Raw genomic sequence first — 13,371 nt, 5'->3', positions numbered from 1 at the left:
CTGTCTCATCTTCGCTCCTTTGAAAGGCTACAATGAACCAGAAATCCTCCGTTCTCGGTTAAACCGCTTTGGTCCCATCAGCGCTGACGCCGGACAGGGCGAGAAGATCCTCTCTAGCAATGCCCGGGAGGCTGCTTCGTCCGTCCCGTAAGTCTCGGCAACCAAGTCGACTGCTGCCGACACCGCGTTGCGTGGTTGTTCCAGGCCGAGCGAGTACTCCAGAAGGGCGCGTGCCGCGACGCCAAGGTCCTTGCGCTGGTCGGCATCCTCGACGCTTCCAACGATGCGAAACAGGAGGAATCGCAGCGTTCCGGCAACGGTCGCGACATTCGGGGCGATCTGCCGAGCAAGCCCGACCCACGGCGCCATCGGCGTTTCGGGATAGTCTTCTAGCCGGATCGCAAGCGCTCCGCAGGAATGAATGAATGCCTGCGCGGCCCCCGCGTCGTCCGCGACGATCCTGCCCGCGAGGATTCTTATGTCGGAAACTGCCGACGGATATTCCGCGCAAATGCGGCCGGTCGCGCTCCGTATGACCGGATCGCCGTCACGATCAGACAGGATGTTCCCCACCGCCGTCCAGAACGCCGCACGATCCGGTTCGCGCATCCAGATCTCGCGGAGTATGAAGGTCAGTGCCGGGCCCAGCATCAGTCCGCGGGCTTCTGCCTTGCCAAACCTGAGCTCCCCTTGGATTAGCTTCTCCGGATCCAGCATGACCCGCGCAGCGGCGAAGTCGAAAAGCAGGTGGTGGCGGAACTGGATCCAGCGGCGATTGTCGACGGAAATCAGGACGCCCTCGCGCTCTAGGTCGTCGAGGGCGCTCGCGTCGGACTGCACGGCGACAGCGAATGGCGCCCTCAGCGCGCGTGCCTCGACCATTGCCGTTACGATTCGGAGGATGCACGCCCGCGCGGGCGCTGCGTGGCGCTCGACCCGGTGCTCCCAATACAACTGGAGAAGCTCCGACTGAGTCTCGATGTGCGACAGGTCGGCAGTGACGAGGCCGTCCTTCACAAGATCGCTGAGGAGGCGAGTGTTGAAGGGGATCGCCGCAAGATCCCGGAGAGCCGGGGGCACGTTCGCCAACGCGGCGGCTAGCGCGGGCGCTCTCGCGAGCAGCTGGTCAAACTCGCTCTGCGTCCAAGATGGCACCCTCAGGTGACGGACCGCCGGAAAACCCGGCTCTATCATCCCCTCCACGGGAGGCGTTCCCTTGAACAGCGTCCGGAACTGCTGGCCCATCCGAAGATCGAATGTCCTGATGGAGGCAACGATGTTCCATCGCCCTCCGTAGGCCATGACCTCCTCAATCAAAGCTCGAAAAACGCCCTCGCCGCGGCCGCCCCTCGTTGCGTCCAGGGCATCGATGATGAGCCATGCGGGCTCCGTGCCGTCCCATGCCTTGAGCGTCTCGATGACGCCGTGGGTGAGGCCCAGCTCGTGGCGCAGCCCCTCGAGAGTCTCGACGGAATATCGATCGACTGCGAGCTCCACCACATCACTTCCGGCGCGCCGAAGATCGCGCGCGAGTGCGTTCACGACCCCGCTTTTGCCGGCTCCGGGTTCGCCCACAATGAGCAGGTGCCCTCCGATTGCCGCGTCCCGGACCGCATTCTGGCATTCTCGGACGACTGTGACCCTGTCCCCTTCGACGGCCTCGATGACCTCAAAGCGCTCAAGAGTCTCGGCGGTCGCAGTGCTGTGGGCCCTAAGTCGCTCGATATCGCGGCGGAAGTCTGGAGGAGGCAGCAGGGAGATACCGCGCCCCATTAGCTTCCGCCGGAGGGCCACGAGGTCGACCCCTCCGCGTTGCGCCATGAGCTCGCCGCAAAGCGCCTCGAGGCCGGAGAGCACTGCGGCAGCATCGGCCCGAGACCGGACCATGCCAGCCAAACTCGTCGTCATGGCGTGCCGCGCGAGTCCTATAGGATCGAACGCGACGACGCTGATCAGTGCAGCCAGATCTCGTGCCATGGCAGGGTCATAGGGAAGGTCCGTCGCCTTGGTCCACGCCTGCTCGACGCATGCCTCGAAGTCGGCGAAGGCGCGCTGCTGCGCATCATTGAGCTCTCCTCCGCCGGGCTGGGACTTGAGGCGCAGAGCTGCCGGAAGCACTTCGCGTAACTGGGCGGGAGCCTGTGGGCCGACTGCCAGGACCAGTCGATCTATGCGGGCGTCGAGCGGCCGGTTCCAACGAAGGCTCCCGTCGCCGTCACGACACGCGAGCCAATGCCGCACGAATTGCGAGACCGTCTTTCCGAACGGACTTGCGATTTCGCGCGACAGGGACGCCGTCGTTTTCGCTTGCACAGCTACGAACCCCCCGGCCGACGTGCCGACGAGTATGTCGTCGACGGGCGCCTCCGTCTCGAAGCGCATCCAGTCAGGCTTCGCCGCTCCCAGATCCAGCCGCTGGTCAAACGGCTGTTCGGCCAGCATCCACGCGCCTATGATGGCGCCAATCTGCTCCTGAAATAGGATGCCTGCGCTTGTCGCAGCTCCCCCGCCGCCAATGTTGTGACTCTTAGCCGTCCCCGCCACTTCTCGATCTCTTAATGAAGCGCCCCAAGCGTCCCTCGACCCAGCTTAACACGTCGTAGCCGCTCCTTGGAATCGTCAAACTAGGTTGTGTTCGATCTGCTTTAAGATCCATATCACTGAAGCCGAAATAAACCTGCATCTTGCCTGCGGTGTCTGTACTCACGATCTCGGCTTTCCAACTCCCTAACTCTGAGAGCTCCAGACGCTAACGGCCAACTCTGCTGACCAGTGGAGAACGGCAGCAGGCCAAGGTTTCAGGTGGTGGTGGAAGCATCTCGAACAACCGCCATGGGTCGGGCCGGGCTACGCGAACTTTGTCTGACGACCAAGGCCGAGCGGCAGCTTACGGCCGAACGTTCCCCAAAACCGGACCGTCCGGATGCGGCCCCACGACTGACAGACAACGGATGACCGCTTTGTGCAGCTGGCGCTTCGTCTACCGAATCCGATCTGGGGTGGGAAACGGACTGGCGGGTTTCGGGCGGCTACGTTGAGAAAGTTGACCTTCACCGAGTGAGCGAGCTTCGGTGGAAACGCGCCTTCGTTGCCGACATTGGGCGCGATGCTGGATTCCCCAGAGCAGACATTGCTACTGAGACCGCCGAACCACAACTAGCGCCTCATTCCCGCCATTTGTAATGTCACAGCGAATTCCTGCGGAAGCTGCAGGTCCGTTTGCTGCACGGATGCGCTGGCTTGGGGTGTGATCGTGTCATAAGCCTGATGCGTCTGGTGAATACTTACTGCGGGGGAGGCCGTGCGAGCCATCGACATAACGAGAAGGTGCACGCAGCCTGATAGAATGGCTAGGCGTCGAGGCGGACGAGGACGGCCTGCATCGCCTCTTGGATTTGGCTAGCGTCGACCTCGCGGCCCCAATCCATCCTCAGCCGAGTTGTCGCTTTCGAAGCAAGCCGGGAATGGGGCAGATGCCGGTTGCGCGGCTCGGATCTTATTTGCACTACAATGCTTCGAACTGCGTCGATCAGAGATACCGTATCGGCGACCATGTCATCGACATGACGAAGGCAGACACGCAATAGGTTCATGATCCCGAAGGCGAGTTCGGGTGTTAGGCCGGATGCTGCGAGTGTCTTGAAGTCAACACCGTGAAGTTCCGTGACACCATTATCCCAAAAGGTATTCAGGGGCGTTCCGTACGACCTGATATAGGCCCGAAATGCCTTATTGGGGGTCTCATTTACGTGCGCGTAGTGGTTTCGCAAATGTCGAAAGTAGCCGAGCGTTCGAAAGTACTCACTCCGAGGCGGCTTCCCCTGCCATCGTTCGATCTTTCGGCGCAGCTGCTCCTCTTCAGCATCCTCGAAGATCGGTTCTCCTGTTTCGGGTACCGTAGCTTCTCGCAGGTGCTGTACGTCCTGGATATAAGCAAGCACGTACTCGACCGAGGCCACGACGCCAGTTTGCAGAGAGATCGCCTGAGCGTCACGCGACAGGCTCGGGAGTTCTTCGGAACGGCGATAGATCGCCTTCGCATATGGATTGTCCTTGAAGACTTCCGTCGAGAATGCCTTCGGGTGGTCCTTCGCAAGCGCCTCAAGCCGTTTAGCGGTGTCCCAATGCTGGAGAGAAGCGAAGCAAATCTGATCGTTTACAAGTATCAGCTGATTGGTGAATCGCGTCGCGAGTGGCGTCTTCTTCATCTGGTCGACAGTACGCAGTTAAAGATCGAGTAATCGTGTAGTGGCACCGCCATCGGTCCGATAATTATCAATCGACCGGAATGGAAAGAGCGTGAGCATATCGCTCCATGCCTTTCGGCCGAGGGTAGGTAGCGGCTAGGTATTTCAGAACTGTGATGCAGAGGTCGAGCGACCATTTGACAACCTTGGTTGAGAACGCACCGTCTTCGTCTCGCGGGGCGTCCTTTGGATCGGTATCAATTTGGATGTGCACCCGATTGCGATAACGACGCAGCTTGTGCAATTCGTCATAGACGCCGCCGCCCAAGCCATCCAAGATTTTATACTTCTGCATCGTCTGAAGGATGTTGTTAAAGCGCTCGACGGTCGTGGCCTCGATGGCCTTCCGGTCCGCCTCGGAAATATTTGGGACACCCTCCCGATTGAAATTCTGCGCCCGATAGATGATTTGATCAAGCGCCGCTTCCGTGATCGACCCGGCCTGTATCACTATTAGCTTGTTTAACAGGCCCTTCACATTCGCTTCGCTCAATCGGCAGAGCGCGTCGGCATTGCGGACCAAGTTGTCACCAACCTTGAAGTCCCCAATGAACCCGCAAATGATCGTCTCGATTTTGCTTGCCATCTTTTTTGTTCCCCGAACCCACTCGGAATATGACCTCAGGCATCTACTGGCCACACCGTTCCGCGAAGTGCCACTCAGTTTCCGCAATCGGCAGCCGAATGCGGGTAATGATCTCAAGACTGACGTCGCGTTCGAGTTGCACGCGTACCAGCGTGCCCTTGGTACGGTCTATACCTCTTGGTTATCTATATGGACTTTATCTAGGGAGCTACGGAGCTGGTGCGGGATAGGTTAGGAGGCCGAGTGCCTTTCTCAGAGAGAATGGTGACCTGCTACCGGCCCTTGCGGTTTCGGCGAAGGCACCGGATAGTCGCAGGATTACAGACCGCTTTGAGGCCACTGTGGTCGATGAGATGTGGCATTGGCTCCTCATCTCAACACAGATTAATCTGTCCATTGCTACGTCAGATGACGTGAGAACCAACCGAGCGTGACGGTAGCTTGCCCAAACGAAATAGGGACACCCGTCCTCGGCCCAGAAAGGGGACGACATGGACGAGCCAGCAAAGCCGCACCCGTACGGTTTCCCGGACGACTGGTTCTACTATGTCGAAACCGGTCCGCAGTCTGGGTACGGCGGCATCCGATGCTTCCCGCCTCCCGACACGTCGAAACTGCCTGCCGAGCGGCTGAAGGACTACTCGCTCTTCCAGCGGCTGCTCCTATCCCTGAGGGACTTCGCCCACGCGCGCAGTGCCATCACGTTCGTGCGGGATGATGTTGACTTCGAGGCGACGTATGACCTCGCAGAATTGCGGCGTTTCCAGTGCTACGAAACGACGCTGATAGTGTCCTACTGCCGCCCTTTCTCAGAGTCGCGGGGCGGTATCCCGCGGCTGTCCTACAAAACGCTCGGCATCAATCTCTCGCCTTTCGTCAGGGCGCTGCATGACAGCCTCATCGCGAAGCGGAACAAAATCTTCGCACACAGCGACGCGGAACACGTCGAGTACTCGACGCCCGTCGTCATGCAGTCGAACGACCAGCAAGGTCACCCGTTCAGCATACTGTATCCGCCCCGCTTCCGGGAGGGCACGCTTCTCACCGAAGCCGAATTCGAGCAGGTGAGCGTGCTCGTCAACGACGTGTCGAATGCCGTCATGCACATGCTCCAGGCAATGCACGGGAACTTCGTCGACCGGCTGCCCTCCCATACCCTGAACCTCGGATAGGTTCTTCCCGGCGCGTCGCGCCATCGCTTGCGTGTGGCTTGCGCGCCAGAAACCAAAAATCGTGTCAACCGGGTCAGACAACATGGTCGAGCGGTATCATGTCAGAAACGGCAACGGTTCAAGTGCGCTCTCCGACAGTCAGCAATCGACCGCTTAACTATGGCTTCATCTCGAAAGGCGACGGAGTGCTGTCGAACCCAGCCCTGCCGTTTGGCGGGACCGAACGAATGGCAAGTTTCAGGCGGCGAAGGCAGCGCTCCGAACGGCGACAATGGGGTCGCTTGCTGAATGGCAGTTATTCGGCGAGCTCATCCAGAACCAGATGAGGTGGATGGCTCCCGCTTCCGGCATCTGAGTGCCAAACTGGGTTTGCCGTCAGGGCAACCCAAGCAAAGGAGCCATCCGCCATGCAGATTAGCACTGTGGGCCTAGATCTGGCCAAACGCATTTTTCAGGTTCATGCCGTCGACACGTCTGGCGGCGTTGTTATGCGCAAGGCACTGCGCCGATCGCAAGTTCTGCCCTTTTTCAGCAGGTTGCCATCCTGCCTGATCGGCATGGAAGCGTGTGGGACATCACATCATTGGGCGCGCGAGTTGACGAAGCTGGGCCATGAGGTCCGTTTGATGCCACCGATCTACGTCAAGCCCTATGTGAAGCGCGGCAAGAATGATGCGGTGGACGCCGAAGCGATCTGCGAAGCGGTGACACGTCCCACCATGCGTTTTGTTTCTATGAAGTCGGCCGACCAACAGGCGGCCCTGTCTCTTCACCGGACACGCAACCTCCTGGTCAAGCAGCGTACGCAGCTCGTAAACATGATCCGCAGCGTCCTGGCCGAGCTCGGCGTCAATATCCCGGAAGGTCTGGAGCGAGCCCTTGGTCTGGCGCGCAAGATTGCCGCGAAGGAAACGACGCCGGACGTGCCGGCCGTGGCAATGCACGTCTTGGTCTTCTTTGCGATCAAGTGCTCGACACCCACGCCCGTCTCCAGGTGATCGACCGATCGATCCTCGTGCTGCAAAGATCTGATGAGGTGGCACGACGTCTATCGACCATTCCTGGCATCGGCCCTGTCGGCGCTACAGCATTGGCGGCATCGGTCGCGGATCCAAGGCAATTCCGTTCGGGCCGAGAATTCGCCGCCTGGCTTGGGCTTACACCTTCACAGAACTCGAGTGGCGGTAAGGATCGGCTCGGCCACATCACCAAGATGGGTGATCGATATCTGAGAAAGCTCCTGGTGGTCGGCGCGACGTCGTTGATCCGTGGTGCCAAGTACAAGCCGGAGACAGCCGACCCTCGGCTTGTCGCCTTGCTCGCCAGGAAACCTGTGCGAGTTGCGAGCGTGGCCATGGCAAACAAGATGGCGCGAGTAGTCTGGGCAATCATGACCCGCGGCGAGACATATCAATCCCGCCATGTCCCAACACTCGTGGCATAAAGCTGAAGCAAAAATAGTTCGAGCCGATCCACCGGCTCCATGAGGTTGTAAGAGCGAAGCGAAGTGATGGCGATACCGGTCAGGCCGGGAACAAGGACAACCCACCGACAGTCCGAGGCGCGATAGCCTGAGAACCAGATTGGGACCTTGTTCGCCGACCCCATCAGGGCCAGCAGTCTCTCATGACTGCATCAACAGGCCGGACAGAAGACTGCACCCGACCAGTGCGCCGAAACATCGAATTGCCTCTTGCAATGCGGGAGCCATCCACAGAGGACTGTCAGCAACCGGCCCCGTTTTCGCGAGAATCGGCCCAGCAGGATTGCGCCCCGAACTTGAATAGCCATGAGCAACGGCCCGGACAGTTCAACCGTTCTGCGCGATTGAAACCGAACGTCGATCCAACCATCTCTGCTCCCCTTGGACTGTCAACTGTCTGTCGGTACTGTTCGACATGGATCGACTCGAATGCGCCAGAATGTTCGTTGCAGTTATGGAAACGGGCAGCTTCGCCCGCGCGGCGGAACGATTGCGAACCAGTCCCGGACAGGCCTCGAAGCTGGTTTCGCGACTGGAGTCGGAACTCGGCGTTCGGTTGCTCAACCGCACGACTCGCGCACTCGCGGCAACAGAAGCGGGGAAGGCCTATTTCGAGCGCATTAGGGTTCTGCTCGCTGATTTCGACGCTGTCGAAGAGGCCGTTCGCAACGTTTCGGGCACACCGAAGGGGCGCTTGCGGCTCACCGCGCCCGTGTCCTTTGGCGCGACGCAACTGGCGCCGGTCCTGGTCGAATTCGCCCGGCAGTTCCCGCAGATCGAGCTCGACGTCAACTTTTCGGATCGTGTCGTCAGACTGGTGGACGAAGGTTTCGATGTCGCTATCCGCATCGGCAGCCCCGGCGATTCCAGTCTTATTGCTCGCCACCTGTGTGAGGCACGCATTGTCGTCTGCGCGTCCGAGGGGTATCTGCGGGAACATCACATGCCGAGCGTGCCGGGCGGCCTGACGTCCCACGACTGCATCATCGACACGAATTTCCGCGACCCTAGCGTCTGGGCGTTTCGGGAAGCTGATGGCACGGATACGCTTGTAGAAGTTGCTGGCCGGCTACGCTTTTCCAATGCCGATGTCGCGCTTGCAGCTGCCGAGGCAGGGCTGGGCGTAGCGCGCGCGCCAAGCTTTATCGCCGGACCCCGATTTCGTGACGGACGGCTTGTACCGTTGTTGCGCGAATTTGAGGATAAGCCGCTTGCAATCTACGCCCTCTATCCGCCCGGCCGGCATCTCGCCATCAAGGTGAGAGTGTTCGTGGACTTCCTGGTTGCCTATTTCCGCAACGGAGCGGAATGGGACAAAGGCTGGTAAGTCCCCATATATTCCAAAATGGAATCAAACAACTGCTGTCTGACCAGATAATATCTCATTGGGAAATCCGCTATCTCTTTGTCATCGGCGCGCTGATCAAGCGCCTTGCTCAAGGAGACACGATCATGACCATTGCGATCATCGGAACCGGCAACATGGCAAAAGGCCTTGCCGGTGTATTTTCCAAGGCGGGCTACCCAGTCACATTTGGTTCGCGCGACGCCGCCAAGGCCAGCGAAGCCGCTCGCGAATTGGGCGGCAATGTTTCGGGTGCGGACATCGCTTCTGCAGCCGGCAATGCCGATGTCGTCGTTCTCGCCGTTCCGTTTGACGCCGCCGGCGATGCGATCGCCGCAGCGGGCGAGTTGGAAGGCAAGATTGTCATCGACATCACCAACCCGCTGACTGCCGACTATTCCAGCCTAACCATCGGTCACTCGACCAGCGCCGCCGAGGAAATCCAGAAGCTCGCCCCGAAGGCCAAAGTGGTCAAGGCGTTCAATACGATCTTCGCCTCGGTACTGCAGGCGGGCGGCAAAATCGGCGACAAGCCTGCCACCGTCTTCATTGCCGGCGACCAACAGGCTGTAAACGATGCCGTTGAGGCGATCGCTGCCAAATCCGGCTTCGTGCCTGTCCAGGTCGGTGGACTGAGCGTCGCGCGCTATCTGGAACCAGTTGCCGGCCTCAACATCGTGCTCGGTTACATGCGTGGTTTCGGTACCGACATCGCCCCCACCTGGCAGACAGTAATCTGACGTTCGAAACAACAGTCACAGGAGCCACGATCATGAACAGTACGAACAATGCCAATCTCGCCGCCCTTCTCCTGCGCGTCAGCATGGGCATTTTATTTCTCGCCCACGCAGGTTTGAAGATATTCATCTTCACACCGGCAGGTACTGCCGGGTTCTTCGAAAGTCTCGGTTTTCCTGGACCTCTTGCTTATCTGGTCATCGCGGCCGAGCTTCTGGGCGGTCTTGCCCTGATTGCTGGTGTGTGGACCCGCTGGGTTTCCATTGGACTGATCCCGCTCCTGCTCGGCTCGATCTACGCCCCTCATGGTGCGGCCGGCTTCTTCTTCAGCAACCCCAACGGCGGCTGGGAATTCCCGGCATTCTGGGCAACCGCCCTGGCCTCGCTGGCGCTGCTCGGTAATGGCGCTTACGCCCTGCAGAAGGCGCGTGGCTGATCCCGCCCCGGGACACGGTCTCCATCCCACCGTGTCCGGACTGTCAACTTTGACGAACGGAGACCTATCATGCTTGTAAACGGAAAATGGACCGAAGACTGGCAACCGGTTCAGGCAAAGGACGAAAAAGGCGGCTTCGTTCGCCAGATTTCCAGCTTTCGCAACTGGATCACTCCCGACGGCAGCGCCGGGCCGACTGGCGAAGCCGGCTTTGCGGCGGAGGCCGGGCGTTATCACCTCTATGTCGCACTGATCTGCCCCTGGGCCTCGCGTACCCTGATTGCTCGCAAACTGAAGAAGCTCGAAAACATCGTGTCGATCGCGGTGGTGGAGCCGGTATTGACCGACCAAGGCTGGCGCTTCGGCGACTATCCCGGGGCCAACCGGGACGAACTCAACGGCGCCACTTACATGCACGAGCTTTACAGCCTTGCCGACGACGATTTCACCGGTCGCGCCACTGTGCCGGTTCTGTGGGACAAGAAGCACAAGACCATCGTCAACAACGAGTCGGCCGACATCGTGCGAATGTTCAACTCTGGTTTCGGCGCACTCGCCGACGATAGTGTCGACCTTTACCCGCAAGCCCTGCGCGTGGACATCAACGCGCTGAACGAGCGCATCTATCCGGCGCTGAACAATGGTGTCTACCGGGCCGGGTTCGCCATCACCCAAGTCGCTTATGACGAGGCCTATCGTGGCGTCTTCACGATGCTGGATGAACTGGAAACCCGCCTGGCCAACAGCCCGTTCCTGCTTGGTGCGCAGTTGACAGAGGCAGACATTCGCCTGTTCGTGACTCTGGTGCGTTTCGATGCGGCCTATCATGGCCTGTTCAAATGCAACCTGCGTCGCTTGTCCGAATATCCCAATCTGACGACCTATATGAAGTGCGTGCTCGACATCCCCGGCATTCGCGACACGGTGAACATCGACCATATCAAGAAGGGCTATTATTCCATCAAGTCGCTCAATCCTAACGGCATCGTTCCCGATGGCCCCGATCTCAGCGATCTTGGCCTTTGACCGTGTTCCAACGCAATAGAGAAAGCTTCCTCTCATGGGCACCCCTTCCGCCAAGAACCTCGTTGTCTTTCTGCACGGGGTAGGCAGCCGCGGGACCGATCTCTTGCCGCTTGCCCAGGGTTGGCGCCAATCATTGCCGGCCACCGCGTTCGCGGCGCCGTATGGCCCGTTCGACTTTGACGGTGGCGGCCTTGGTCGGCAGTGGTTCAGCGTTTCCGGCGTAACTGAGGCGAACCGGCCGCAGCGCATCGTAGCGGCAAGACCCGCTTTCGATGATGTCTTGAGCGCCGCCATCGCGCAGCACGAATTGCTGGACCATCTTGACCGGGTCGTCCTTGTCGGATTTTCGCAAGGTTCCATCATGGCGCTTGACGCCATTGTTTCAGGACGTTGGCCCGTTGCTGCGGTTGTCGCCTATTCCGGCCGGCTTGCTTCGCCTCGCCCCTTTGCCCCAGCCGGATCGACGCAGGTCCTTCTGGTGCACGGCACAGCGGATCCGGTAATCCCCGCCGGAAACTCAACCGAGGCTGCAGCAACGCTGCGCGAACTGGGATTTCACACGGACAGCCGTATTCTAACGGGAGTTGGGCACACGATTACGGCACAAGGCGCACAATTGGGCACCGAGTTTATCGCTAAGGTAGCGTAGACGTATAACCTACGCGCCATCCAGATTTTGCTCGGGCATACCAAGATCGAGAACACAGTGCGGTATCTCGGTGTCGACGTCGAAGACGCACTTCTCCTGGCAGGATGAACTGAAATCTGACACTGCAGAGGTCATCCGTGTGCAGCGGATGACCGCTTCGCGCGACGGTCTTATTGGCCTGCGAGATCGGACTTTGGGTCGTATTCGGAGCGGCAGCTTTCCGGGGAACCTTCCCCAAGACCGGACAGTTCGGAGACGGCCCCGGTTGAGGCGTAGAGCGCTCGTACTGGCGGTCGATGCATAGCCTTCGTCGCGCATACGGAACTTTAGCCTGACAATATATCGGCCGCATGATGATCCTCATCGACACCATCGATCAGGAACACATCTCCTTGCGAATTGCGTGTACGCTTGGGAAGGATGGCCTGATAGGCAGGCGACGCGTACCAGGCGCTGGCAGCCTGACGGTCCGGGAAGGCGATCACGATCAGATCACCTGGAAAGGCGCCTTCCAGTTCTTCTTTCTCGCCACCATGGATAATGAATCGCCCCTGAAACGGAGCGAGCGTGGCGTCGATGGTTTCGAGATAGGTGACGATATCCGGCCCCATCTCGACATTGCGAAGACGGCCGACGGCATAACTGGTCATTGCTGAAGTTCCTTCTGTTTGTTCGCGGGTTCACGCGGCGATTATTCGGTCGCGCAAGGCGTCTAATTCAAACTTGACCAGGATGGCGACAACCCCGGCCTGACCGACAAGGAAGGCCCAGCCGAGCGGGTTTGGTGCGACTAGTCCTGCTGTCGGCAGGAAAATGCTGGCTGCAACCCACAGCAGATTGCCGAGCACGACCAGAGTGGCCGCCCAGCCTGGCACGGGCTTAGTGCGCGAGCTGATCGCCATGAAGGCTGCGATGGGGATCAGGCTTGCCCCGGCCCAGAACAGAAGACCTGCGGAAATTTGTGTTACCTCTGCGACCGGCGCTGAGCCGAGCAGAAGAAGTGCCCCCATTGCCGCGAATGTAGCGGCGTCGAGTGCCAGCAGGGACTTCAGTGAAAGGAGCTTGTTGCTGTTCGTCATGATGTTCCTCGTTCGTCGTTGATCGCCCACAGACCTTGATGGAGCGATGCCGGAATCCTTGCCGAGTTCAAGTCGCGCGTCGATTACATGCGAGGTAATTAGATCGGCGCAAATCCCGCAGCGGCCAGGATCATGTTACGCTCGCTGCTCGACGGCGTGACGGTGACCGTGAAGGTGGCGCACAACTGATGACACGGCGAACGACCAAGGTGGCGGCGGTCGCGCTCGTCTACAAGACCGCCCGGATGGTCTGGGCACTGATGACGAACGGCGAGCGCTACAGGGAGTCGGTCATCGCATAGAACAAGGCACCGGGCGCAAAGCGGCCAATTAGGACGTACGCAATCTGCTCCATTCCTAGAATAAGGAATTGAATTAGGAAATTGAAATTAGGTTTGAATGAAAATCATGTAAGATCAATAGGATGTTGTTATTTCGTGGCGGAGGGGAGGGGCCTGATATCCAACCTTCTCCACCCTCTAAGCTATTGTTTTAATTGAGCTGACCGATTGACCTGCCCCATTAGGGAGGTCCGCTGGATAAGTTAGAGTTCCGGCGGTTGAGGTCGCCAAGACTGGTCGACCTGGGTGAAGCGTAGAACATACCATTG

General features: G+C 59.3%; 11 protein-coding genes and 2 pseudogenes. 8 read left to right on the top strand and 5 right to left on the bottom strand.

The genetic code is table 11. The features are described from left to right. Positions 1–27: 27 nt before the first annotated feature. The 3 genes from ASD50_RS13155 to ASD50_RS13145 form a co-directional block, all read right to left on the bottom strand. Positions 28–2,442, bottom strand: coding sequence for a hypothetical protein (locus tag ASD50_RS13155; RefSeq protein ID WP_244484515.1), 2,415 nt, complete (start codon positions 2,440–2,442; stop codon positions 28–30). Between the two features lie 908 nt (positions 2,443–3,350). Beyond that, positions 3,351–4,208, bottom strand: coding sequence for a hypothetical protein (locus ASD50_RS13150; RefSeq protein ID WP_056241940.1), 858 nt, complete (start codon positions 4,206–4,208; stop codon positions 3,351–3,353). A 67-nt stretch (positions 4,209–4,275) separates the two neighbouring features. After that, positions 4,276–4,833: a hypothetical protein gene (locus tag ASD50_RS13145; protein ID WP_056241934.1), complete on the bottom strand. Its 558-nt coding sequence runs from the start codon at positions 4,831–4,833 to the stop codon at positions 4,276–4,278. A 491-nt stretch (positions 4,834–5,324) separates the two neighbouring features. On the opposite strand from ASD50_RS13145, the gene ASD50_RS13140 reads away from it, so the two are divergent. From ASD50_RS13140 to ASD50_RS24285, 8 genes and pseudogenes are all read left to right on the top strand, one after another. Further along, on the top strand, positions 5,325–6,005 hold the full coding sequence (locus ASD50_RS13140; protein ID WP_056241932.1) for a hypothetical protein: 681 nt from the start codon (positions 5,325–5,327) through the stop codon (positions 6,003–6,005). A 407-nt stretch (positions 6,006–6,412) separates the two neighbouring features. Continuing rightward, positions 6,413–7,449: pseudogene (locus tag ASD50_RS13135) on the top strand (IS110 family transposase). Between the two features lie 478 nt (positions 7,450–7,927). Next, on the top strand, positions 7,928–8,815 hold the full coding sequence (locus ASD50_RS13130) for a LysR family transcriptional regulator (protein WP_244484514.1): 888 nt from the start codon (positions 7,928–7,930) through the stop codon (positions 8,813–8,815). A gap of 125 nt (positions 8,816–8,940) precedes the next feature. Beyond that, on the top strand, positions 8,941–9,573 hold the full coding sequence (locus ASD50_RS13125; RefSeq protein ID WP_056241943.1) for an NADPH-dependent F420 reductase: 633 nt from the start codon (positions 8,941–8,943) through the stop codon (positions 9,571–9,573). Positions 9,574–9,605: 32 nt separating this feature from the next. Further along, complete coding sequence (locus ASD50_RS13120; protein WP_056241927.1) at positions 9,606–10,007, top strand: DoxX family protein; 402 nt, start codon at positions 9,606–9,608, stop codon at positions 10,005–10,007. Positions 10,008–10,076: 69 nt separating this feature from the next. After that, positions 10,077–11,033, top strand: coding sequence for a glutathione S-transferase family protein (locus ASD50_RS13115; RefSeq protein ID WP_056241925.1), 957 nt, complete (start codon positions 10,077–10,079; stop codon positions 11,031–11,033). A 34-nt stretch (positions 11,034–11,067) separates the two neighbouring features. Next, positions 11,068–11,682 (top strand): alpha/beta hydrolase, encoded by a 615-nt coding sequence (locus tag ASD50_RS13110; protein ID WP_056241923.1) that lies wholly within the window; start codon positions 11,068–11,070, stop codon positions 11,680–11,682. Next, positions 11,683–11,790: pseudogene (locus ASD50_RS24285) on the top strand (integrase); the annotation flags it as partial. Between the two features lie 218 nt (positions 11,791–12,008). Here ASD50_RS24285 and ASD50_RS13105 read toward each other — a convergent pair. Together ASD50_RS13105 and ASD50_RS13100 are read right to left on the bottom strand one after the other, a co-directional pair. Then, on the bottom strand, positions 12,009–12,332 hold the full coding sequence (locus ASD50_RS13105; protein ID WP_056241920.1) for a DUF1330 domain-containing protein: 324 nt from the start codon (positions 12,330–12,332) through the stop codon (positions 12,009–12,011). Between the two features lie 30 nt (positions 12,333–12,362). Next, on the bottom strand, positions 12,363–12,761 hold the full coding sequence (locus ASD50_RS13100) for a hypothetical protein (protein WP_056241918.1): 399 nt from the start codon (positions 12,759–12,761) through the stop codon (positions 12,363–12,365). Positions 12,762–13,371 lie beyond the last annotated feature (610 nt).

This window comes from Mesorhizobium sp. Root552 (assembly GCF_001427285.1).
Classification (GTDB): Bacteria; Pseudomonadota; Alphaproteobacteria; order Rhizobiales; family Rhizobiaceae; genus Mesorhizobium.
This window is presented reverse-complemented; position numbering and strand designations above follow the sequence as displayed.

Bases quoted from the DNA above. Each gene is read 5' to 3' on its own strand.
- ASD50_RS13130 (WP_244484514.1), top strand. From the start codon at position 7,928: ATGTTCGTTGCAGTTATGGAAACGGGCAGCTTCGCCCGCGCGGCGGAA.
- ASD50_RS13145 (WP_056241934.1), bottom strand. From the start codon at position 4,833: ATGGCAAGCAAAATCGAGACGATCATTTGCGGGTTCATTGGGGACTTC.
- ASD50_RS13100 (WP_056241918.1), bottom strand. From the start codon at position 12,761: ATGACGAACAGCAACAAGCTCCTTTCACTGAAGTCCCTGCTGGCACTC.
- ASD50_RS13120 (WP_056241927.1), top strand. From the start codon at position 9,606: ATGAACAGTACGAACAATGCCAATCTCGCCGCCCTTCTCCTGCGCGTC.
- ASD50_RS13110 (WP_056241923.1), top strand. From the start codon at position 11,068: ATGGGCACCCCTTCCGCCAAGAACCTCGTTGTCTTTCTGCACGGGGTA.
- ASD50_RS13115 (WP_056241925.1), top strand. From the start codon at position 10,077: ATGCTTGTAAACGGAAAATGGACCGAAGACTGGCAACCGGTTCAGGCA.
- ASD50_RS13155 (WP_244484515.1), bottom strand. From the start codon at position 2,442: ATGCTGGCCGAACAGCCGTTTGACCAGCGGCTGGATCTGGGAGCGGCG.
- ASD50_RS13140 (WP_056241932.1), top strand. From the start codon at position 5,325: ATGGACGAGCCAGCAAAGCCGCACCCGTACGGTTTCCCGGACGACTGG.
- ASD50_RS13150 (WP_056241940.1), bottom strand. From the start codon at position 4,208: ATGAAGAAGACGCCACTCGCGACGCGATTCACCAATCAGCTGATACTT.
- ASD50_RS13105 (WP_056241920.1), bottom strand. From the start codon at position 12,332: ATGACCAGTTATGCCGTCGGCCGTCTTCGCAATGTCGAGATGGGGCCG.
- ASD50_RS13125 (WP_056241943.1), top strand. From the start codon at position 8,941: ATGACCATTGCGATCATCGGAACCGGCAACATGGCAAAAGGCCTTGCC.